The organism is Novosphingobium sp. BL-A-41-Hi4B-X5A (genome assembly GCF_055521705.1).
The window spans coordinates 95027-113187 of record NZ_CM145500.1 but is presented as its reverse complement, the minus strand read 5'-3'; the positions used below and the strand labels follow the sequence as shown (position 1 = coordinate 113187).

General features: G+C 64.7%; 19 protein-coding genes and 1 tRNA gene. 5 read left to right on the top strand and 15 right to left on the bottom strand.

Features of this window, described 5'->3' with window-relative positions:
* Positions 1-12: 12 nt before the first annotated feature.
* The gene (locus ACZ1JY_RS00540) at positions 13-1470 is read right to left on the bottom strand and encodes a S8 family serine peptidase (RefSeq protein WP_465130008.1); all 1458 of its coding nucleotides are present in this window, start codon (positions 1468-1470) and stop codon (positions 13-15) included.
* 162 nt (positions 1471-1632) lie between these two features.
* On the opposite strand from ACZ1JY_RS00540, the gene ACZ1JY_RS00535 reads away from it, so the two are divergent.
* Positions 1633-2139: an RNA polymerase sigma factor gene (locus ACZ1JY_RS00535; RefSeq protein WP_205525311.1), complete on the top strand. Its 507-nt coding sequence runs from the start codon at positions 1633-1635 to the stop codon at positions 2137-2139.
* Positions 2136-2867, top strand: coding sequence for an anti-sigma factor family protein (locus ACZ1JY_RS00530; RefSeq protein ID WP_465130007.1), 732 nt, complete (start codon positions 2136-2138; stop codon positions 2865-2867). Before ACZ1JY_RS00535 ends, ACZ1JY_RS00530 begins: the two co-directional genes overlap by 4 nt.
* A gap of 35 nt (positions 2868-2902) precedes the next feature.
* Here ACZ1JY_RS00530 and ACZ1JY_RS00525 read toward each other — a convergent pair whose 3' ends face one another.
* From ACZ1JY_RS00525 to ACZ1JY_RS00500, 6 genes are all read right to left on the bottom strand, one after another.
* Positions 2903-4060 (bottom strand): OprO/OprP family phosphate-selective porin, encoded by a 1158-nt coding sequence (locus tag ACZ1JY_RS00525; protein WP_465130006.1) that lies wholly within the window; start codon positions 4058-4060, stop codon positions 2903-2905.
* 18 nt (positions 4061-4078) lie between these two features.
* Entirely contained in the window at positions 4079-4885 is an 807-nt protein-coding gene (locus tag ACZ1JY_RS00520) for an alpha/beta hydrolase family protein (RefSeq protein WP_118074268.1), read from the bottom strand.
* Positions 4882-5853 carry an ABC transporter transmembrane domain-containing protein gene (locus tag ACZ1JY_RS00515; protein ID WP_465130005.1) on the bottom strand — a complete coding sequence of 324 codons (972 nt, stop codon included), beginning with the start codon at positions 5851-5853 and terminating at the stop codon, positions 4882-4884. Before ACZ1JY_RS00515 ends, ACZ1JY_RS00520 begins: the two co-directional genes overlap by 4 nt.
* Entirely contained in the window at positions 5841-6965 is a 1125-nt protein-coding gene (locus ACZ1JY_RS00510) for a P-loop NTPase family protein (protein ID WP_465130004.1), read from the bottom strand. Before ACZ1JY_RS00510 ends, ACZ1JY_RS00515 begins: the two co-directional genes overlap by 13 nt.
* 110 nt (positions 6966-7075) lie before the next feature.
* On the bottom strand, positions 7076-8089 hold the full coding sequence (locus ACZ1JY_RS00505) for a hypothetical protein (RefSeq protein ID WP_465130003.1): 1014 nt from the start codon (positions 8087-8089) through the stop codon (positions 7076-7078).
* Between the two features lie 194 nt (positions 8090-8283).
* Positions 8284-8373 (bottom strand) — tRNA-Ser (locus tag ACZ1JY_RS00500).
* 177 nt (positions 8374-8550) lie between these two features.
* Here ACZ1JY_RS00500 and hspQ point away from each other — a divergent pair.
* Entirely contained in the window at positions 8551-8931 is a 381-nt protein-coding gene (gene hspQ, locus ACZ1JY_RS00495) for a heat shock protein HspQ (RefSeq protein WP_168902636.1), read from the top strand.
* 58 nt (positions 8932-8989) lie between these two features.
* Here the strand turns inward: hspQ and ACZ1JY_RS00490 are convergent, their stop codons facing one another.
* Entirely contained in the window at positions 8990-9868 is an 879-nt protein-coding gene (locus tag ACZ1JY_RS00490) for an ABC transporter permease (protein ID WP_465130002.1), read from the bottom strand.
* Positions 9869-9978: 110 nt separating this feature from the next.
* Here ACZ1JY_RS00490 and ACZ1JY_RS00485 point away from each other — a divergent pair, with 110 nt between their 5' ends.
* Positions 9979-10677: a GcrA family cell cycle regulator gene (locus tag ACZ1JY_RS00485; protein WP_118072070.1), complete on the top strand. Its 699-nt coding sequence runs from the start codon at positions 9979-9981 to the stop codon at positions 10675-10677.
* 84 nt (positions 10678-10761) lie between these two features.
* Entirely contained in the window at positions 10762-11925 is a 1164-nt protein-coding gene (locus tag ACZ1JY_RS00480; protein ID WP_465130001.1) for a GGDEF domain-containing protein, read from the top strand.
* A 37-nt stretch (positions 11926-11962) separates the two neighbouring features.
* Here the strand turns inward: ACZ1JY_RS00480 and ACZ1JY_RS00475 are convergent, their stop codons facing one another.
* From ACZ1JY_RS00475 to ACZ1JY_RS00445, 7 genes are all read right to left on the bottom strand, one after another.
* Positions 11963-12193 carry a hypothetical protein gene (locus ACZ1JY_RS00475; protein ID WP_118072071.1) on the bottom strand — a complete coding sequence of 77 codons (231 nt, stop codon included), beginning with the start codon at positions 12191-12193 and terminating at the stop codon, positions 11963-11965.
* Positions 12194-12569: 376 nt separating this feature from the next.
* Positions 12570-14873: a polyribonucleotide nucleotidyltransferase gene (pnp, locus tag ACZ1JY_RS00470; RefSeq protein ID WP_465130000.1), complete on the bottom strand. Its 2304-nt coding sequence runs from the start codon at positions 14871-14873 to the stop codon at positions 12570-12572.
* Between the two features lie 221 nt (positions 14874-15094).
* The gene (gene rpsO, locus ACZ1JY_RS00465) at positions 15095-15364 is read right to left on the bottom strand and encodes a 30S ribosomal protein S15 (RefSeq protein WP_039337765.1); all 270 of its coding nucleotides are present in this window, start codon (positions 15362-15364) and stop codon (positions 15095-15097) included.
* A 5-nt stretch (positions 15365-15369) separates the two neighbouring features.
* Positions 15370-16281 carry a tRNA pseudouridine(55) synthase TruB gene (gene truB, locus ACZ1JY_RS00460; RefSeq protein ID WP_465129999.1) on the bottom strand — a complete coding sequence of 304 codons (912 nt, stop codon included), beginning with the start codon at positions 16279-16281 and terminating at the stop codon, positions 15370-15372.
* A gap of 2 nt (positions 16282-16283) precedes the next feature.
* Positions 16284-16991 carry a site-2 protease family protein gene (locus ACZ1JY_RS00455; protein ID WP_465129998.1) on the bottom strand — a complete coding sequence of 236 codons (708 nt, stop codon included), beginning with the start codon at positions 16989-16991 and terminating at the stop codon, positions 16284-16286.
* Positions 16988-17539 (bottom strand): GNAT family N-acetyltransferase, encoded by a 552-nt coding sequence (locus ACZ1JY_RS00450; RefSeq protein ID WP_465129997.1) that lies wholly within the window; start codon positions 17537-17539, stop codon positions 16988-16990. The genes ACZ1JY_RS00455 and ACZ1JY_RS00450 overlap by 4 nt, the downstream gene beginning before the upstream one ends.
* Positions 17536-18114 (bottom strand): thymidine kinase, encoded by a 579-nt coding sequence (locus tag ACZ1JY_RS00445; RefSeq protein WP_465129996.1) that lies wholly within the window; start codon positions 18112-18114, stop codon positions 17536-17538. Before ACZ1JY_RS00445 ends, ACZ1JY_RS00450 begins: the two co-directional genes overlap by 4 nt.
* Positions 18115-18161 lie beyond the last annotated feature (47 nt).

The following is an 18161-nucleotide window of genomic DNA, read 5'->3' as shown; positions in this document are numbered from 1 at the left end:
CCTTGCGTCGCGCTATTCGATCAGGCCGAAGCCGTAGGTCTCGTCGAAACCCTGCGTCCCCAGATCCTTCGCCGCTTTCCTGAGCTGCAGCCGGCAGGCAGAGGCATCCGCCCCGGTCGCGCGGCAGCGCCCGAGCCAGGCTGAGACGACCGGCGTGGCAAACGATGTGCCCGTAAACCGCGCGAGATTGCCCCCGGCCTCTGCCGCCAGAACATCGACCCCATAGCCGGCAACGGCAATATGCTTGCCGCGCTGGGCCAGTCGATAGACCCGGCGATCGTGATCGACCGCTGTCACCGCGACGACGCCCGGAACGGCTGCCGGGTAGGACGGCGGCGCTGTGGGGCCACCGTTTCCAGCCGCGGCGACCACCACCCTGCCCGTCTTCACCGCATCACGGATGAGGCGATCGAGAATGGCGTTGCGCGGACCGGCCAGGCTCATGTTGATGACCGGGGCGCCCTGAAGCAAAGTCCATTCCAGCGCCGCGGCGATGACTTCGGCAGAGGTATATGGGCGATCCACGGGCCCCCTGAAGATGTTGGCGCTGTAAATCGTCGGACGACCGGCGCTGGCCAGTAGCGAGGCCACTGCCGTGCCATGCCGGGCCTGCGCCTGCGGCGTTGCCCCTTCGCTCCACGCAATGATCCTGGCCTTGGCGAGCGCCTGATGCGAGGCGATTGCGGTGTCGATCACGCCGATGGAAAAGCTTTCGTTGGCGCGGGTTGGCATGACTTTCTCACGTGCCTTGTGCGGTTTGCTGCCGGCTGTCAGTTCCATGCCGTAGTAATGGACGACATCCACCGTGGCGCCGGGGGCAAGTTCACGCAAGCGGTCCCGGGCGAGGGTTGCGCTGGTGCCGCCGGGGGCCGCAAGGCGCAGCAGGTCCCGGTCGAGCGCTTCGAGGCGGGTCCGCTCGATGATCCGGTAACCGGAACGCTGGATCTGGGCGAGCACGCCTTCAGGCATATCCAGGGCAAAGACCTCGCCGCGCCGAACCGGATATCCGCGCTCGTCATGCTCGGCGCGTTCGCCATCGGCGATGTCGCGGATTTCGGCGCTGCTGCCCCGTTCCACGCGGTCGTCGTCGGATTGCTCGGCAAGCTCGGCGGCATCCTCGAGCTCATCCTCGGCCGCTTCGGCCAGGTCCTTTTCGTAGTCTGCCTCGGCCTTTTCGGCATCCTCGGCAGCCTTGGCTTCATTGTCGGCGCGATCGGCTTCCAACTTCGCAAGGTCCTCGGCGGCCTTGGCCGGTTCGCGCAATTCCCGTTCTTCGATGCGGCTGCGATCGCGCTCGAAGCGGGCGGCACGCTCTTCCGCACGCTGGGCCGCACGCTCCTGCTCGCGCTCCAGCCGTTCCTGCGCGCGTTCTTGCGCGCTCTGTGGCTCGGGCGGGTCACGGTCGTGCGGGAACGCGGGCGCTGCAAGCAACCCGATGACAATTCCGGACAGGATGGCGCGCATGTTCATGGATCAAATCCTGCTTGATACGCGCCGACAACGACTGCAAGTGGTTGCTATTCCGATGGTCGGCAACTTTTTTGTAGCGCGACAGGGGGCGGGTTGGAATAGCCGGACGCGCAAGACGTTGTGGGGGCATGGATGGAGCGGGCAGATCACGATGCAGGAGGCATGCGGGCGTCGATCGTCGCCGCATTGCCGCGCCTGCGACGGTTCTGCCAGGCGATGGCAGGCAACGCCACCGATGGAGACGATCTGATGCAGGCCACGGTTGAAAGGGCGCTCCGGCGTGCCGACCAGTTCGAACCGGGCACGCGGCTGGACAGCTGGATGTATCGCATCGCGCAGAACATTCACATCGACGGCACGCGCGCTGCCCGGCGGCGCGGCACGGCAATCGACGTCGATGCCCTTCACGGCATTGCCGGCAGCGATGGGCGCGAAACGGTCGAGAACCGCTCGCAACTGTCCGCTGCACAGCGCGCGCTGCAGGCACTACCCGACGATCAGCGCGCTGTCTTTGCCCTCGTGGTCATCGAAGGCCGCAGTTATCGCGATACTGCCGAAGCGCTTGAGGTGCCGGTGGGCACGGTCATGAGCCGTCTGGCCCGTGCCCGGGCCAGGATCGCCTCGTGCCTTGGCGAAACGCAACTTGCGCAAAAGGATGCCCAACCATGACCCTTTCGCGCGAAGAACGGCTTGCCGCCTGGCTCGATGGCGAGCTTCACGGCACTGAGCTTGAAGCGTTCGAGGCGGAACTTGCCGCCGACCCCGAACTCAAGAAGCTCGCCGACGAATGGGGCGCAAACGACGCCCTGATTGCCGGGGCATTTGCGCCGGTGGCAGAGGCGCCGATCGATGCGGCAATGCTCGAACGGCTCGGCCTTGTCGAACCGGCTCCCATTGTGGTTCCGCCTCCGCCCCCGTCCTTGGCGGCCAATGACAATGCGCCATGGTGGAAACGCCATGCCCTGCCGTTGGGTGGCGCAATCGCGGCAAGCCTTGTAGCGGCGCTGGTGCTGGCTCCTCGCGGCGGATCGCCTGACCGCGATCCTCTTTCTCTCGCGCTTGACCGGACACCTTCGCTGGCTTCGGCAGAGCTGCCCGATGGCCGCAAGATCACGCCAGCGCTTACCGCGCGCGCTGCCGATGGGCGCTGGTGCCGCGAATTTGGCGAAGGTGGCAAGGTGGCCCTGGCCTGCCGCGACACGAAAGGCTTCTGGACGATCGAAGCGCAGGGCGCAGGTGGCACTTCCGCAGGCACCGGCGAATATGCGGTCGCAGCCGGAACCGATGATGCCGTGCTGGACGCTGCCCATCGCCGCCTGAACCTGGCCGATCCGCTCGATGCGGCTGCCGAGCAGGCGCTGATCGCAAAGGAATGGGGCGGCCACCCCAGCAGGTGACCGCCCCGGCGGAAGCCAACCCGAAAGGCTCCGCTTTAGAAACTCAGTTGAGCGCGCAGGACGCCCACGTGGTTCGTCGCCGGCGCCCCCCCGCTCGGGAAGCGGACGCGGTTGTCGGTGTATGTGGCCAGCAGCCGCAGATTGGTGCTGATCGTCCAGATTGCGCTGGCACTGAGCGCGCGGCCAATGCCCCTGTCGAAAGTGCCATCGACCAGATCAAGGCGGCTGTAGCGCGCGGCCAATTCTAGCGCGCCGCCGCCCTTGCGACGTTCCGGACCGCCGAAGATCCCGCTCGATGCACTGTAGGCATGGCGCTGCCCGGTCACGATCCAGCCGACCTGGACGGTCTGGCCGTTGAAGCTGCGATTGTCCCGCAAGGTGCGATTGAGCTTCAGCGAAAGGGACTGTGCCTGAACCAGCACGGGGCCAAGCGAAACCGCCGCTTCGACATTCAACGCGTTAAGCGTCTCGAGCGATCCGAGCGAGCCGCTGGACATGATATTGGGCGCGAAGACAGAACCCGGATCAGCCGTAAATCGCACGCGCTCAATCGCCGAGAATGTCCTTCGTTCTCCGCCGAGACCCAGATGCACGATCGCCTTGCGTGAGCGGACCGGCGCGAACGTGATCCTGCCCACGACGCCTTTTCCGCGCTCGGTGGTGCGGCCTTCATCGTTGGCCAGGGCATCGGTGAAGTAACCCACGCTGGCGCTCCAGTTCCGGCCGCCGGAGGAGATCGCGCCACCGAGGCCGAAGCCGCCGGTCAGCGCAGAGGCCATCGAGCGTTCGGCAAATGGCGTGGCATTCGAACTTTGCAGATCCTCCATCGAGAACGGCACGATCATGTTGCCGCCCTTGATCTCGAGGTTTTTCACCGGCTCGATAGAGGCCCAGAGATTGCGCCAGCCTCTGGCCCCGGCGAATTCACGGTCAACGCGAAAGCGCAGGATCTCGCCAACCTTGCCGGACAGCTCGATGCGGGCGCGGCGGACGTCGGCGCTGGTCACGTCTGTCCGTTGCAAGGCGGGGTCGTCGAAAACGCTGACATCCAGATGCAGGCGTCCGCCAAGGTTCAGTTGCAGCGGGCCGGCATCAAGCGTCAGGCCTTTCTCGTCGGCTTTGACCTCTTGCGCATGGGCAGGCAAGGCACACAGGGCGATGGCGGGCACGATGGCCCTTGCGAGAGTCTTCATGGTTCGGGTTCCTCGGGTTTAGAGCACTGTGGCGCGGCGCGTGCCGAGCAGATCCAGGACAAGTGGGACGAGGCCGAGCTGGACGGCATCGCTGAAAGCGTGGCTGAGGCTGGGGATGATGGTCAGGCCGCCTGAAAAGCCTGCCTTGCGCATGGCCCGGTTCCAGCGCCGGGCACGCTGCAGGCGGTGGAGGCCCTGCACGGCGTCAATGGCCTCGGATCGTCGCAAGGCCTTGTCCTGCTGCCGGTCAAGCGAGCCGACCAGCACGTCGAAGCGGACATTGGCGAGCGCGGCCTGATCGATCGCGACAGGTGCGTCCTGAAGGCCAAGCGGCCAAGGTAGCGAAGCATCGGGCATGGTGTACCATCCCGCTGCCGCAGCGATGCAATGTCGCACCCGGTGGGGATGGAGCATCGCCAGACGGTGGGCGAACTGTGCCCCACCGGAAAAGCCGAACAGGTCGCAGTGCCGATCATTCACGCCGAACCGGACCGCCGCATCTGCAAGAATGTCGAAGAGGGCATCGTCGCAATGCGGTGCGCCTTCAGGATCGCGCACGTGCTGGTACCTGCCGAAGCTCCCTCGCTCGAACAGAGGAGCGATCACCGGGATGCCGTGCAACGCCGCAAGTTCGCCAAAGCGCAGCGCCAGTTCAGCGGCGTTTCGCGAAATCCCGTGGACCACCACGAGCGGGACTGCGTCGATTGCGCAGTTCTCGGGGATCACCGCGTAGTAGCGGCGGGCGGGCGTTGCCGGCACGGTGAAGAACTGCGGCAGGGGCATGGTGATTGCAGCCGTTTGCGGGATCGGGAACAGAGCGGTCATGCGCAGTCCTGTCTGTTTGCGGGGCGAAGGCGGGGTCCGGGCTCGGCAAGCTCGACCAGCGCCAGGGTTCCAGGTTGCGGAGGCGCCTTGGGCAGGCGCATCAGGCGCTGGATGCGCAGCGCCGAAATCCGCGCCGGGATCCAAAGCTCCGCTGCGCGGGCCAGGTCGTTCAGGGCAAGGCCGGCGGTGCCGATCACCACGACCGTTCCCGAGATGGCGCCACGTTCGAGCAGCACGACGAGCACAATCAGGCTGGTCAGCAGGTGCGGCAGGCCGCGCAGGGTTCCGGTCCACCAGGCACGCCGCAATGCGGCACGGTTCAGGTCATCGCTGCGCCGGCGAAGGCGCCGCATCCGGGCGCGCTGCCTTGGCGGAACCGAACCTTCGGCGATTTCCGCAATGGTGTCGGAAGCGAAGGCGGACAGGCGCCCGCGGGTACGCCTTACCTCGCGAACCGCGCGCGACATCGGGCGCAGCAGCCCGGCTCCCACCCCCATGCCAAGCAGGAGAAGGATCGCAATCCTTGCGCAGAGCCACGGGGATTGCATCGCGGCCCAAGCCAGAAGAGCGGCGACGAGGATGGGTGCTGTCACGGCACGGGGCAGTCCGTCGCTCAACCACTGGCGCCGGGCCGACAGGTCACCAACGAAGACCTGCAGCAGGGCGCCATGGCGCTGGCGGGCAATTTGTGACCGGTCGGCCCGCAAGATGCGCCGGAACAGCGCGGCACGCACTTGCGCTACCTCGTGCCAGCCAATCGCCTCGCACAGTCTGCGGCGCGCCACTTCCAGCCCGAAAGCGCAGACGAGCGCAAACACGGCAAGCGCGGCCATCGGCGCGGTGGCAGGCTGCTGCGCGGCGCGGTGCACCAGCGCGGCGCCGATCAGCGTTGCACAGCCTTGCGCAACAGCCACCGCAACCGGACCGACCATGCGCCGCGCGATGGAATGGGATGTCAGGCGAGGCATGACTTCGCATCGCCAGCGAAGCAGATCTTCGGCGCGGTCAGGGGATCGCGCAGATCGGCCAGCGACAGGACCGGCCAACCGAGCGCTGCCTCGGCTTCGCGCACGGCAAGCGGTGACGCACTGAGCAGACCCGACACGCCGAGCACCCGGTGCCCGGCCTTCACCAGCCAGTCATGGCCAGCAACCGCGCCCATCGCATCGCCAGCGGCGAACAGCACGCCATGCAGCGCCTCACGCAGACGCTTGCACTGCAGGAGAGCGCCGGTTTCGCGCTGCAGCAAGCCATCCGCAACTTCGACGACGATGAGGTCGGGATTCGAGGTCGTGCTGTGGGCGATGAGCGAAAGCGCGACGCTTTCGATGCGATCAAGCGTCAGGCCAGCTGTCGAAGTGTGGCCATGATCGGTAAAATCCAGAACCGAGCGCGCGCCGGCGTCTAGCATGGTCCAAAGATCGCCGCCCGAGCCGGTCCCGGTGACCTTTGTCGCAGCGACGTGGAGCCCCGCCCGCGACAGGCCATGGATCAGTCCGGCCGCAGCGGTCGTCTTGCCGGCGTTCATCGACGTACCGACCACCGCAACGACGGGGGGCAGGACAGGCGGCAAGGTCAGGCGTGGCAGCCCGAACCAACCGAGGTTGAGGACCTTGCCATCGTCATCGGCGAGCAGGCCAACCGGCTCGATCCGCGTCGCCGTCCGCATTTTCGCATGGCGACTGAGGACAAGTCCGGCGACGCCGCCGCCGGCAACCAGATCACAGGGCGAAAGGTCCTGCGGCACAATGGCCTCGAACTGGTCGGGTGCGTAGCGCTCGCCATAGGCGACGATGATCTCGTCGCCGACATAAAGCTGGGCGCGGCGGCCGTGGGGGGATTCAAGCTTCTGGTGCTGGCCAAGCTGCGCCACCCGGGCCAGCACCAGATCTCCCGCGCGCGGCCTTAGATCGCTGCGCAACCGCGTCGCCAGATCAAGGTCGACGCGGCGCGTGGTGAAGGCGTGCTTTGCAGCCGAGCGGCGATCTTCGCGCAAGGGACGCCCCTTGCGCGCGATCGTCCCGGCCAGGTCCTGGCCTGGTGCAATCAGGCCTCCTTGGGCTTGCAAGTCCTGCAGCATGTCCGTTCACCCCTTCTTTCCAATCGGGGCGACAACGACAGCAATTTGCGCTTATTCCATCGGCTGCAGAATTTTCTTCAATCCCCCCGGTTGTGGCCTCGGTTCAGGCCTCAGTTCAGGCGCCAGCTGAGCGACAGGCCACCGGCGAAATCGGTGCTGCGCGCGTTGAAGCCGGTGCTGGCAAAGACCTGCATGCGCAGCTTCCGTGACAGCCCGAAGTTGATCCAGCCAGTCGCTTCACTGCTGGCAATGCGACCGGGCGTGGCCGATTCCTGCCAATCGTAGTCGGCACCGACTATCGTGCCGCCGGGCAGCCGGTAGCTCACTCCGCCGCTTGCCCCCCAGGTGTCCTGCAACGTCGATCCCGCCGGCTTGCCGAGAAAGCGATAGCGGGCACCGGCAAACAGGCTGAAGCTGCCGATATCCTGCACGAGATCGCCGCTTAGGGTAACGTCGGCCTTGCCGGTGCCAAGGCGTTTCGCCCTGGACGCAGTGGGCAGCTTCACGCGCGTGCCGAGATCGAGCCAGGTCGACCGGCCAAGTTCCAGCGAATAGCCGAGTGCGACCGAGACATCGCCCAGTCCGCCTCGGCTGTTGGAGAGTGGCGCACCGGGCACTGGCGGCGTGATGATGCCACCGCTGCCGCTATCATCATCGCCGCCCGATGAGCCCGAACCGCCACTGCCCGAACCGCCGGAGCCGGAATCGTCAGACCCCGAACCCGAACCTCCCGAGCCGCCCCCCCCCGAGCCCGAACCCGATGAGTCATCGCTTCCGGAGCCACCGCTGCCGTTATCGTCGCCCGAGCTGAGATCTCCGAAACCGGCATCGCGCCCCTGCGGCGTGTCAAGAATGCTGCCCGGACCATTGACATGGACCCAAGGCACCGAAAGGCGGACCGAAAAGCCGCCCTTGCGGTACTTGATGGCGACAGGCGCAGAGACGACCTTGGTCGTCGCTGTGTCACCATACTTGCCTTCGGAGTAATTTGCGCCCGCGCTTGCTCGCCAGACCGCGGGCTCGTCATCCTTCTGCGCCTGGGCCGGAGCCTCCTGCGCAGTTGCCGCACTCGCGGACAGCAGGCCTGCCAGCAGGATAGAGCCTGCAGCCAATGCATTCTTCATCGTAACCCCCTCGTCTGGCCGTGTGGTGATCCCTCACAGCCCCCCATAACGACACGGGTTGCAGCTTTATTCCGGCGCGAAAAGCATTTTCTGCACCCGACTGGAGCAACCAAGCACAGCCCTCGCGGGGGATTGCGGAACAGATCAACGATGTAGAAGCAGGGTCACGCCCATTTCGGGCGGATACAGGTGGCTGGCGGAGAGGGTGGGATTCGAACCCACGGTACGGTTGCCCGTACACCGCATTTCGAGTGCGGCGCATTCGACCACTCTGCCACCTCTCCATGGTGCCAATCTGGGTGCCGCAAGGGGCGTTCCCGGTCGAGGAAGCGCGCCGTTAGCGCATGCAAACCGGCTTGCCAAGTGGAAAGCGGAAAGCTTTTTCCACAGGAGGCCCTCGCGACGAACCTTTATTGGCAAGCGGCTTGTTTGCACCGCGGCGAAACCCTATATCCCGAGGCATGGATCGTGCGAGTTTCTTTTCGCCACAAGCCGGACGCGATATTTCGGCTCCCCCCGTCTCATCGGCGCGCTTTTCGATCGGCGATGTCGTGCGCCATCGCATGTTCGGCTTCCGCGGCGTCGTCTTCGATATCGACCCGGTCTTTGCCAACAGCGAGGAATGGTACCAGTCGATCCCCGAAGACATCCGTCCCCCGCGTGACCAGCCGTTCTATCACCTTCTCGCCGAGAACGACGAGAACAGCTATGTCGCCTATGTCAGCCAGCAGAACCTGCAGTCTGACGCTGAGGCCGGGCCGATCGACCACCCTTCGCTGGACGAGATGTTCGAAGGTTTCCGCAATGGCCGCTATCGGTTGAGGCGCAGCCTGTCGCACTGACGCGCAAGACTGACGCACAGGGGAGACCCCGCTCTCCCTTGTGGCGAGAGCGCGCTCGTCAGTTCTTGAGCTTCCAGCCGGACTTGAGCAGCCCGTAGAGCAACGCGGCCAGCGCGACATTCACCACGCCAAGGCCGATTGCGCCGTGCAGCACCGCCATGTTCGTATCGCCGATGTCGCTCTGCCCGAGAAAGCCGAAGCGGAAGCCCGAGATCACGTAGAAGATCGGGTTCATCCGGCTCACGGCCTGAAACGCCGGGGCAAGGTTGTCGATCACGTAGAATGTGCCTGACAGCATCGACAGTGGCGTGATGACGAAGTTGGTGACGGCTGCGTTATGATCGAACTTCTCGGCCCAGATCGACGTCAGCACGCCGACGATGGCAAGCAGGATCGAACCCATCAATCCGAACCAGACGACCGCCCAGAGATGCGCGATCTTGAGCGACACGCCCGGCCAGAGCAGCATTGCCCCGGCCACCGCAAGGCCGACCAGAACCGCGCGCGTTACCGCAGCGCCGACCAGCGCCGCCATCAGCTCGCCGGTAGAGATCGGCGGCATCAGGTAGTCAACGATGGTGCCCTGGATCTTGCCGCCCAGAAGGCTGAAGCTGGAGTTGGCAAAGGCATTGTTGATCATGCCCATCGCGATCAGGCCCGGCGCGACGAAGCTCGCAAAGTTCACGCCAAGGACCATGCGCCCGCCATTGGCCCCGCCGCCGAGCGCCAGCGTGAATATCATCAGATAAAGCAGCGTGGTGACCGCCGGAGCCCAGATCGTCTGGGTCTGGACCTTGAAGAAACGGCGGACCTCCTTCATATAGAGAGTCCACAGCCCCAGCCTGTTGAAGCCGCGGAACACCGGTTGTCCGGGCGGGGCAAAGGTTCCGGCGTTGCGGGTTGTCGCCCCTTCACGGGGTAGCGGTTGATTGGCCATGGCCATCGCGGTATCGCGCTGGCACGCCGATGGCAAGCACGTGTCGGAACTTGCCGACCGGGCAGATTTTAACGGCCGGAGCATTCCGGCACGGAAGGAAACGTGAAGGCATGAGCTGGACCGAAGAGCGGATCGAGAAGCTGACCAAGATGTGGGAGGGCGGGTCAACCGCCAGCCAGATCGCCGATGAACTCGGTGGCGTCAGCCGCAATGCGGTGATCGGCAAGGCGCATCGCCTCGGGCTCAAGGCGCGCCCCTCCCCGGTCAAGGCCAACGACAAGACCGATGCGTCGGCGTCTCCGGCGGCGCCCAAGGTGGCCAAGCCCGCTGCTCCGGCTCCGGAACCCAAGGTCGCCGCGCCGCGCCCGGTCGTGGCAGCGGCACCGCCAGCGCCGGCACCGGCACCGCGCGCCGCTCCCGCACCGGCTCCTGAAGCAAAGCCTGCCAGCGATGCCGCACCTGCCGCTCCTCAACCGCGAATCGTCTCGGTTGGCCCCGGCGGCTTCCTGCGTCAGGGTCCCGGCGATCAGCAGGCGCCCATTCCGCCCGCTCCGCCGCGTCGCCTGGTTCCGGCACGACCCAGCCCGGAAATCGCGGACAAGACCAGCCTGCTCGATCTCAACGATCGCATCTGCCGCTGGCCGATGGGCCACCCCGGTGAGCCGGACTTCCACTTCTGTGGCGACAAGGTGAATCCCGGTTTCCCCTATTGCGTCGAGCATTGCGGCCGCGCCTATCAGGCGCAGCTTCCGCGCGGCCATCGCCGGCCTCCCCCGCCGATGCCTTTCGGCGGTCCTCGCGTGCGCTGAATCGGCCTCAGGACGAACACGTATTCCCGGAATTCTGCGGCGCCGCGTGGTTAATCCCACGCGGCGTTGGCCGTTCTGGGAAACATGACAAATGATCCTTCCTCGCGCGGGTCCCGGTCGCGCCTGCTCAGATGGCTCGGCCTTGCCGGCGATACGGAGTTTCAGGAGGATTCGCCGGACGTTACGAGTTTCGTGCGCGACGTGACGGCCAGGGAAATCTGGCTCCCGGCCAAGCGCCGGCTCCTGGCCAAAGTGGCTGACTTTCTGATCGATCACGATCTCGAAGTCATGCCGTGGACGCTGGAAATCGCCTACGACTGCGTTACCGGGGCCAAGCCCAAACTCGCCCAGATGATCCTCGAACGCACCGAGGCTGGGCAGGCCATCTCCATCGTGTGGCTCGAACAGGTGCTGCGCGAAGAAGAAGGCGAGAGCTCGTCCGAACTGCTTGCGGCCCTCATGGCGCGCCTCGAAGGCACGCTTGAGGAGTTCACCAGCGCCACGACACATGCCAGATCCGCGACCACCGAGTATGGCGTTGCCTTGCAGCAGCACGTCGATGATCTCGAACAGGTCGGTCGCGCCGGCGCGGTGATCACCGAACTCGCGGCACTTGCCAAGGCGATGATGCAGCGCACGCGCGAGATCGAGCATAACCTCAGCGAATCCGAACGACGCGCGATAGAGCTGCAGACCAGCCTGGACGAGGCGCGCCGGGTGGCCGACGAAGACCACCTCACCGGCCTGCCCAACCGCCGCGCCTTCGAAGTGCTGTTCGAAAAGGAATACGCCGCGGCCAAGGAAGCAGGCGAACCGCTCTGCGTCGCCTTCTGCGACATCGACCACTTCAAGCGCATCAATGACAGCCACGGCCATGCTGCCGGTGACCGCGTGCTCAAGATCGTGGCAGAAACCCTCAGCCAGATCTCGGACGCGCGCTGTCATGTCGCTCGCCATGGCGGCGAGGAATTTGCCGTCCTGTTCCGCGCGCTGACGCCGCAGAAGGCCTGGGATCGGCTCGACCACGCCCGCGAGACAATCTCCGAAAGACGCCTCGTCAACCGGGCGACCGACATGCCGTTCGGCAGGGTGACCTTCTCTGGAGGCGTCGCCGACGTGTTTGCCTACAAGACGCGAAGCGATGCCCTGCGAGCAGCCGATGAAGCCCTCTATGCGGCAAAGCAATCGGGCCGGAACTGCATCCTGATGGCCGGCGAGACCCCACCGCCACTGCGCGATGCGGCCTAGCCCTTACCCTGAACTGCGGGACTTGCTGGTCTTTGGATCAGCCATATTGTGAATTCTGGCTGCGCTGGAATGCGAACCGCGGAACGCGGCCTTCAATCATGTTCCCCTTCAGCGCGATCCGCATTTCGTCTGCGCCTTCCTCGCGCGTACAGACCAGTCGCGTGCCGCCCGAAGGCAGGACTTCAAGCGCACTGATTGCGACGCCGGACTTTTCACAAAGTGCGCGGACGCGGGCTTCGTTCAGCGTGGTGTTCATGGCTCGGCTCATGCGGGTTACTCCGTTGCGAACACGCTGAATGGCGCGTCTTGTGTGCTTGATGGTGTCCAGGCGTCGGCAGCAGCCCGGTTTTTTATGCAGCTCACGCTGCAACCGGCATGACCGGCTCCGGGGCTTGCAAGTTTTCTGGTGATTTCGACGGCCTGGTCCCACTGCGTAAGCGGGAGCGCACAGGTCTCTCAGCCGGTGATGCCTACAATGGTCATCTCACCGATACCTTGCAGTGGACCCATGCCGGGACAATAGCAAACGCAAACTACCCTTGGTCGCTCCGGACGGCATGAGTCGCGATTGAGCACGTTCCTGCAAACGAAAAAGGCCCCACCTTGCGGTGGAGCCCCTTTCTGTGTGGCCTGCAGGCCGTTCCTCAGTCGTCGGACTTGAGGAACGCCGGCATGTGGTCCGGAGCCGGACCGTCTTCACGGTCACGACGAGGACGATCGCCGCCTTCGCGACGCGGGCCACGGTCACCGCGGCCACCACGGTCGTTGCCGCGCGGACCACGACGGTCGCCGCGATCTCCGCGATCACCGCGCGGTTCACGCGGTTCGCGGGGCGGACGGGTGTCTTCCAGCTCGCCACCGGTCTCCTGATCGACGACGCGCATCGACAGGCGAACCTTGCCGCGCTGGTCGATCTCGAGGACCTTGACGTAGACGTCCTGGCCTTCCTTCACGACGTCGGTCGGCTTTTCCACGCGCTCGTTCTTCATTTCCGAGACGTGGACGAGGCCGTCCTTGCCACCCATGAAGTTCACGAAAGCGCCGAAGTCGACGATGTTGACGACCTTGCCCTTGTAGATCTTGCCGACTTCCGCTTCCTCGACGATGCCGAGGATCCAGTTCTTCGCAGCTTCGATCTGGGTCAGGTCCGAGGACGAGATCTTGATCAGGCCTTCGTCGTCGATGTCGACCTTCGCGCCGGTGGTGGCGACGATTTCGCGGATCACCTTGCCGCCGGTGCCGATGACATCACGGATCTTCGACTTGTCGATCTGCAGCGTCTCGATGCGCGGAGCGTGGGCCGAAAGCTCGGTACGTGCCTCGCCCAGGGCCTTGGTCATTTCGCCGAGGATGTGCGCGCGGCCTTCCGAAGCCTGACGCAGCGCGACTTCGAAGATCTCGCGCGTGATGCCCGCAACCTTGATGTCCATCTGCATCGTGGTGATGCCTTCAGACGTGCCGGCCACCTTGAAGTCCATGTCGCCGAGGTGGTCCTCGTCGCCAAGGATGTCGGACAAAACGGCGAACTTGTCGCCTTCAAGGATGAGGCCCATGGCGATGCCCGAAACCGGACGCTTCACCGGAACGCCCGCGTCCATCATCGAAAGGCAGCCGCCGCAGACAGTTGCCATCGAGGACGAACCGTTCGACTCGGTGATGTCCGAGAGGATGCGGATCGTGTAGGGGAACTCTTCCTTGGTCGGCAGCACCGGGTGCAGCGCGCGCCATGCCAGCTTGCCATGGCCCACTTCACGACGGCCCGGAGCGCCGAAACGGCCAACTTCGCCAACCGAGTACGGCGGGAAGTTGTAGTGGAGCATGAAGTTTTCATAGCGCAGGCCTTCGAGGCCGTCGATCATCTGCTCGGCGTCCTTGGTGCCCAGCGTGGTCGTGCAGATCGCCTGCGTCTCACCGCGGGTGAACAGTGCCGAACCATGCGTGCGCGGCAAGAAGCCGACCATCGCCTCGATCGGACGGACCTGCGTGGTGGTGCGGCCATCGATGCGCTGGCCATCCTTGAGGATCGCGCCACGGACGATGTCGGCTTCCACCTTCTTCATCGTCTTCATCGCGACCATCTGGGTCTGCGCGCCTTCTTCCGCGAACGCAGCCTTCGCCTTGGCGCGGGCTTCGTTCAGGGCGTTCGAGCGGGCCGACTTGTCGGTCAGCTTGTAGGCGGCGGCAACGTCCTTGCCGACCAGGTCCTTGAGCTTCTTCTTGATGTCGGCAGTGTTGTCCGACAGGTCGATGTCCCAAGGGTCCTTGGCAGCCTTCTCGGCCAGCTGGATGATCGCACCGACGACCTTCTTGATCTCGTCATGCGCGAACAGCACGGCGCCGAGCATTTCGTCTTCGCTCAGTTCCTTGGCTTCCGATTCCACCATCATCACGGCGGTGTCGGTCGCGGCAACCACGAGGTCGAGGCGGCCGTCGGTCAGCGCCACGTCCTGCTTCGGGTTCAGCACGTATTCGCCATCGACGAAGCCGACGCGGGCAGCGCCGATCGGGCCCATGAATGGCACGCCCGAAATGGTCAGCGCAGCCGATGCGGCAATCATCGCGACGATATCGGGTTCGGTCTCACCGTCATAGCTCAGGACCTGGGCGATGACGTTGATTTCGTTGTAGAAACCTTCGGGGAACAGCGGACGGACCGGACGGTCGATCAGGCGGGAAACAAGCGTTTCCTTTTCCGTCGCGCCGCGCTCGCGCTTGAAGAAGCCGCCGGGAATGCGCCCCGCAGCCGAATACTTTTCCTGGTAGTGGACGGTCAGCGGGAAGAAGTCCTGGCCTTCCTTGACCGACTTTGCCGCGGTGACCGCGCAAAGCACCACAGTTTCGCCATAGGTGGCGAGGACCGCGCCGTCAGCCTGACGGGCAATGCGGCCGGTTTCGAGGGTGAGGGTCTTTCCGCCCCACTCCAGCGATACTGTCTTGACGTCGAACATTTTACATCCTTCAGCCCGCGCGCCCTATTGCGAGCGGGGTTTGCTGCCGGGGAATGCCGTCCCGGTCCGGTGTGGGGCCGTTTGTCTTGCCCCAGAGGCACCTCGCCGAATTGCGAGGACGCCTGTTGTTTGGTCACATCGCGAAAAGCGAAAACCGGTTCCCACTTTTCGCGCGATACTCCCAGAAAGCAAAAGCGGCCCGCTTGGGGCCGCTCCGCTGGTTACTTGCGAAGACCGAGCTTCTGGATCAGGTCGTTGTAGCGACCCACGTCCTTCTTCTTCAGGTAGTCGAGAAGCGAGCGACGCTTGTTGACCATCATCAGCAGGCCGCGACGCGAGTGGTTGTCCTTGTGGTTGGACTTGAAGTGCTCGGTCAGCGTCTGGATGCGGCTGGTCAGGATCGCGACCTGGACTTCCGGCGAACCGGTGTCACCCTCGGCGCGAGCGTGAGCTGCAATGACTTCCTGCTTCTTTTCTGCGGTAATCGACATGTATTCTACTCCGCGACATCCTGTATGTTGAACCCCCTCGAAACCTTCAGGCTTCCGCCCGAAAGCTCCACCAGCGCGACCGGAACAGCTCCGGCCCTCGCCCAGTAAAGCCCGTCCTCGAAGGGCAATCCCGCCAGAACGCGGCCCTGACGGACCGCCCTTGCCTGCTCGGGATCGAGGGAGAGAGCCGGGATGTCGACCAGCCCTGCCTCCAGCGGCAAGAGTATGTGTTCAAGGGGCGCGCCTTTACCCACATCGTTCAATTTGTCCAGCGAAATCGCTTGGTGCATCTCGAACGGCCCGGCCTTCAGGCGGCGCAACATGGTGACATGCCCCACGGTGCCAAGCGCGCGAGCGATGTCGCGGGCCAGGCTGCGGATGTACGTTCCTTTGGATACATGGGCTGTGAGGGTCAGTTCTTCAACCCGGCCAGCGCCCGCAACAGGATCTGCCTGTAGCGAGAAGATCGTCACATCGCGCGATCTGAGTTCAAATGCCTCACCCTTGCGCGCAAGGTCATAGGCCCGTTCACCATCAACCATCAGCGCCGAATAGGCTGGCGGCACTTGCGCGATAGGCCCGGTAAAGCGCGGCAGGACTGCCTCGATCTCTGCCCATGAGGGCCGGACATCGCTTGTCGCCACGACCTTCCCCTCAAGATCGAGTGTGTCAGTCTCCTCCCCGAAACGGACCGTGAAAGCATATATCTTGCTGGCATCGAGCATCCGCCCGCACAGCTTGGTCGCCTCGCCAATGGCAATCGGCAACACACCTGTCGCCAGCGGATCGAGCGTGCCGCCGTGTCCGACCTTGCACTTGCCGAAGCCTGCAGCCCGCAAGTTGCGCTTCACCGCCGCCACGCCCTGCGTCGAGCCAAGCTCAAGCGGCTTGTCGAGTATGATCCAGCCATCGACCATGATCAGATTGGCTCAGGCCCGGCCACCAGCATGGCAAGATTGGCAAGCTGCTGGCCCATCCACTCCACCGGCGGCCCGATCAGCCGCTGGACCAGATGTAGGTCTGGCGCAAAATAAGGCAGGATCACCAGAAGACCGAACACCACGAGCAGCCCGAACGGTTCAAGCCGCGCATAGCCCCGCGCCAGCGGTGCCGGCAGCGCGCCCATGACGATCCGTGAACCGTCGAACGGCGGGATCGGCAGCAGGTTGAAGGCGCCAAGGAACAGGTTCACCAGCAGGAAATTGCGCAAGTTGTCCGAAAGGAACAAGGCGCCCAGACCCGGCTCACCCATGCTGTCGGTTGCCCGCACCAGCACGCCGAGGCCGATGGCGGCGATGGCTGCGAGAATGAAATTCGTCATCGGCCCTGCTGCGGCCACCAGCATCATGCCAACGCGCGGGTTGCGCAAACGGCGGAAGTCCACCGGCACGGGCTTGGCCCAGCCGAACACGGGCGCACCGCTCAGCTTCAGCAGCCCCGGCAGGATGATCGTGCCGAAAGGATCGACATGGCGCAGCGGGTTGAGGCTCAGCCGCTTCTGCTCGGCCGCCGTAGGATCGCCCAAGGCCCGCGCCACCCAGCCGTGCGCCACCTCGTGGAACACGATCGCCAGGATCATCGGAATTGCGATCGTGGCAATCTGCCAGACCAGACCTTCGGGGTTCATTTCGTCTTGCTCATCCAGTCGTCACGCAGGATCGAAAACAGCACGGTATCGCGCACACGGCCCGTCCACGTCCGACGCTCATGCCGCATCACGCCTTCCTGCACTCCGCCAACCTTCCTGACCGCAGCCTGACTGCGCAGGTTCATCGTATCCACCTTGAACGCCACGCGTTTCAGCCCACAAGCAAAGGCGTGGTCGATCATCAGCCGCTTCAGCCGCCCGTTGAGGCCGGTGCCCCGAACCGACGGTACGATATAGCTGTTGCCGATCTCGATCGACCAACCCGGCGCGCCATGCTCGATCCACGCCGTCATGCCGACCAGCACCTCGCCCGAAAAGACGGCATAGGGTCGCCGCTGCGGCGCAGAGTTCAGCAGGCTGTCGAATTGCGGATCGAACGCCTCGCCCCGGTAGCTGAAGGGATAGACGTCCCAGATCTCGTCGTCCTGCGCGCACGCATGGCGCAGGCCCGCGCGATGATCCTCGCGCAGCGGCTCGAGCCGCAAGTCGCCCTCGGCAAGCGGCACGTACAGTCCATCTCCGCTCATGCATTCATCGCCTCCGAAAAGTGCCTGCGGCAAAGCGCGACATAGCGGTCGTTGCCGCCGATCTCGGTCTGCTGCCCCGCCCGCACCGCCGCGCCGCTTTCATCCACGCGCAGGTTCATCGTCGCCTTGCGCCCGCAGTGGCAGACAGCCTTCAGTTCCACCAGAGAATCCGCAATGCCAAGCAGGGCCGCCGCGCCTTCGAACAACTCGCCCTGAAAATCGGTCCGCAGGCCATAACACAGCACCGGAATGCCCGTCTCGTCGGCAATGCGCGCCAGTTGCCACACCTGATCTCGCGTCAGGAACTGCGCCTCGTCCACCAGCACGCACGACAGCGGCTGTACAACATGGGCAGCTTTCACCGCCGCCCACAGGTCTGTAGCAGGATCGAAGCGGTGGGCTTCGGCATGAAGGCCGATGCGGCTCTCGATATCTCGAGCGCCACCTCGGTCATCGATCGCAGCCGTCCACAGCATCGTCGCCATCCCCCGCTCGCGGTAGTTGAAGTCCGCTTGCAGAAGGTTGGTCGATTTGCCGGCGTTCATGCTGGCGTAGTAAAAATAGAGCTTGGCCATTGCGCACAGCCATAAGCCGGACGTTCCGGATTGCCAGAGGGATCGCC

What these genes read in the sequence shown, in the direction of transcription:
- ACZ1JY_RS00540 (WP_465130008.1), bottom strand. Translation starts at nt 1,470, where the DNA reads ATGAACATGCGCGCCATCCTGTCCGGAATTGTCATCGGGTTGCTTGCA.
- ACZ1JY_RS00535 (WP_205525311.1), top strand. Translation starts at nt 1,633, where the DNA reads ATGCGGGCGTCGATCGTCGCCGCATTGCCGCGCCTGCGACGGTTCTGC.
- ACZ1JY_RS00530 (WP_465130007.1), top strand. Translation starts at nt 2,136, where the DNA reads ATGACCCTTTCGCGCGAAGAACGGCTTGCCGCCTGGCTCGATGGCGAG.
- ACZ1JY_RS00525 (WP_465130006.1), bottom strand. Translation starts at nt 4,060, where the DNA reads ATGAAGACTCTCGCAAGGGCCATCGTGCCCGCCATCGCCCTGTGTGCC.
- ACZ1JY_RS00520 (WP_118074268.1), bottom strand. Translation starts at nt 4,885, where the DNA reads ATGACCGCTCTGTTCCCGATCCCGCAAACGGCTGCAATCACCATGCCC.
- ACZ1JY_RS00515 (WP_465130005.1), bottom strand. Translation starts at nt 5,853, where the DNA reads ATGCCTCGCCTGACATCCCATTCCATCGCGCGGCGCATGGTCGGTCCG.
- ACZ1JY_RS00510 (WP_465130004.1), bottom strand. Translation starts at nt 6,965, where the DNA reads ATGCTGCAGGACTTGCAAGCCCAAGGAGGCCTGATTGCACCAGGCCAG.
- ACZ1JY_RS00505 (WP_465130003.1), bottom strand. Translation starts at nt 8,089, where the DNA reads ATGAAGAATGCATTGGCTGCAGGCTCTATCCTGCTGGCAGGCCTGCTG.
- hspQ (WP_168902636.1), top strand. Translation starts at nt 8,551, where the DNA reads ATGGATCGTGCGAGTTTCTTTTCGCCACAAGCCGGACGCGATATTTCG.
- ACZ1JY_RS00490 (WP_465130002.1), bottom strand. Translation starts at nt 9,868, where the DNA reads ATGGCCAATCAACCGCTACCCCGTGAAGGGGCGACAACCCGCAACGCC.
- ACZ1JY_RS00485 (WP_118072070.1), top strand. Translation starts at nt 9,979, where the DNA reads ATGAGCTGGACCGAAGAGCGGATCGAGAAGCTGACCAAGATGTGGGAG.
- ACZ1JY_RS00480 (WP_465130001.1), top strand. Translation starts at nt 10,762, where the DNA reads ATGACAAATGATCCTTCCTCGCGCGGGTCCCGGTCGCGCCTGCTCAGA.
- ACZ1JY_RS00475 (WP_118072071.1), bottom strand. Translation starts at nt 12,193, where the DNA reads ATGAGCCGAGCCATGAACACCACGCTGAACGAAGCCCGCGTCCGCGCA.
- pnp (WP_465130000.1), bottom strand. Translation starts at nt 14,873, where the DNA reads ATGTTCGACGTCAAGACAGTATCGCTGGAGTGGGGCGGAAAGACCCTC.
- rpsO (WP_039337765.1), bottom strand. Translation starts at nt 15,364, where the DNA reads ATGTCGATTACCGCAGAAAAGAAGCAGGAAGTCATTGCAGCTCACGCT.
- truB (WP_465129999.1), bottom strand. Translation starts at nt 16,281, where the DNA reads ATGGTCGATGGCTGGATCATACTCGACAAGCCGCTTGAGCTTGGCTCG.
- ACZ1JY_RS00455 (WP_465129998.1), bottom strand. Translation starts at nt 16,991, where the DNA reads ATGAACCCCGAAGGTCTGGTCTGGCAGATTGCCACGATCGCAATTCCG.
- ACZ1JY_RS00450 (WP_465129997.1), bottom strand. Translation starts at nt 17,539, where the DNA reads ATGAGCGGAGATGGACTGTACGTGCCGCTTGCCGAGGGCGACTTGCGG.
- ACZ1JY_RS00445 (WP_465129996.1), bottom strand. Translation starts at nt 18,114, where the DNA reads ATGGCCAAGCTCTATTTTTACTACGCCAGCATGAACGCCGGCAAATCG.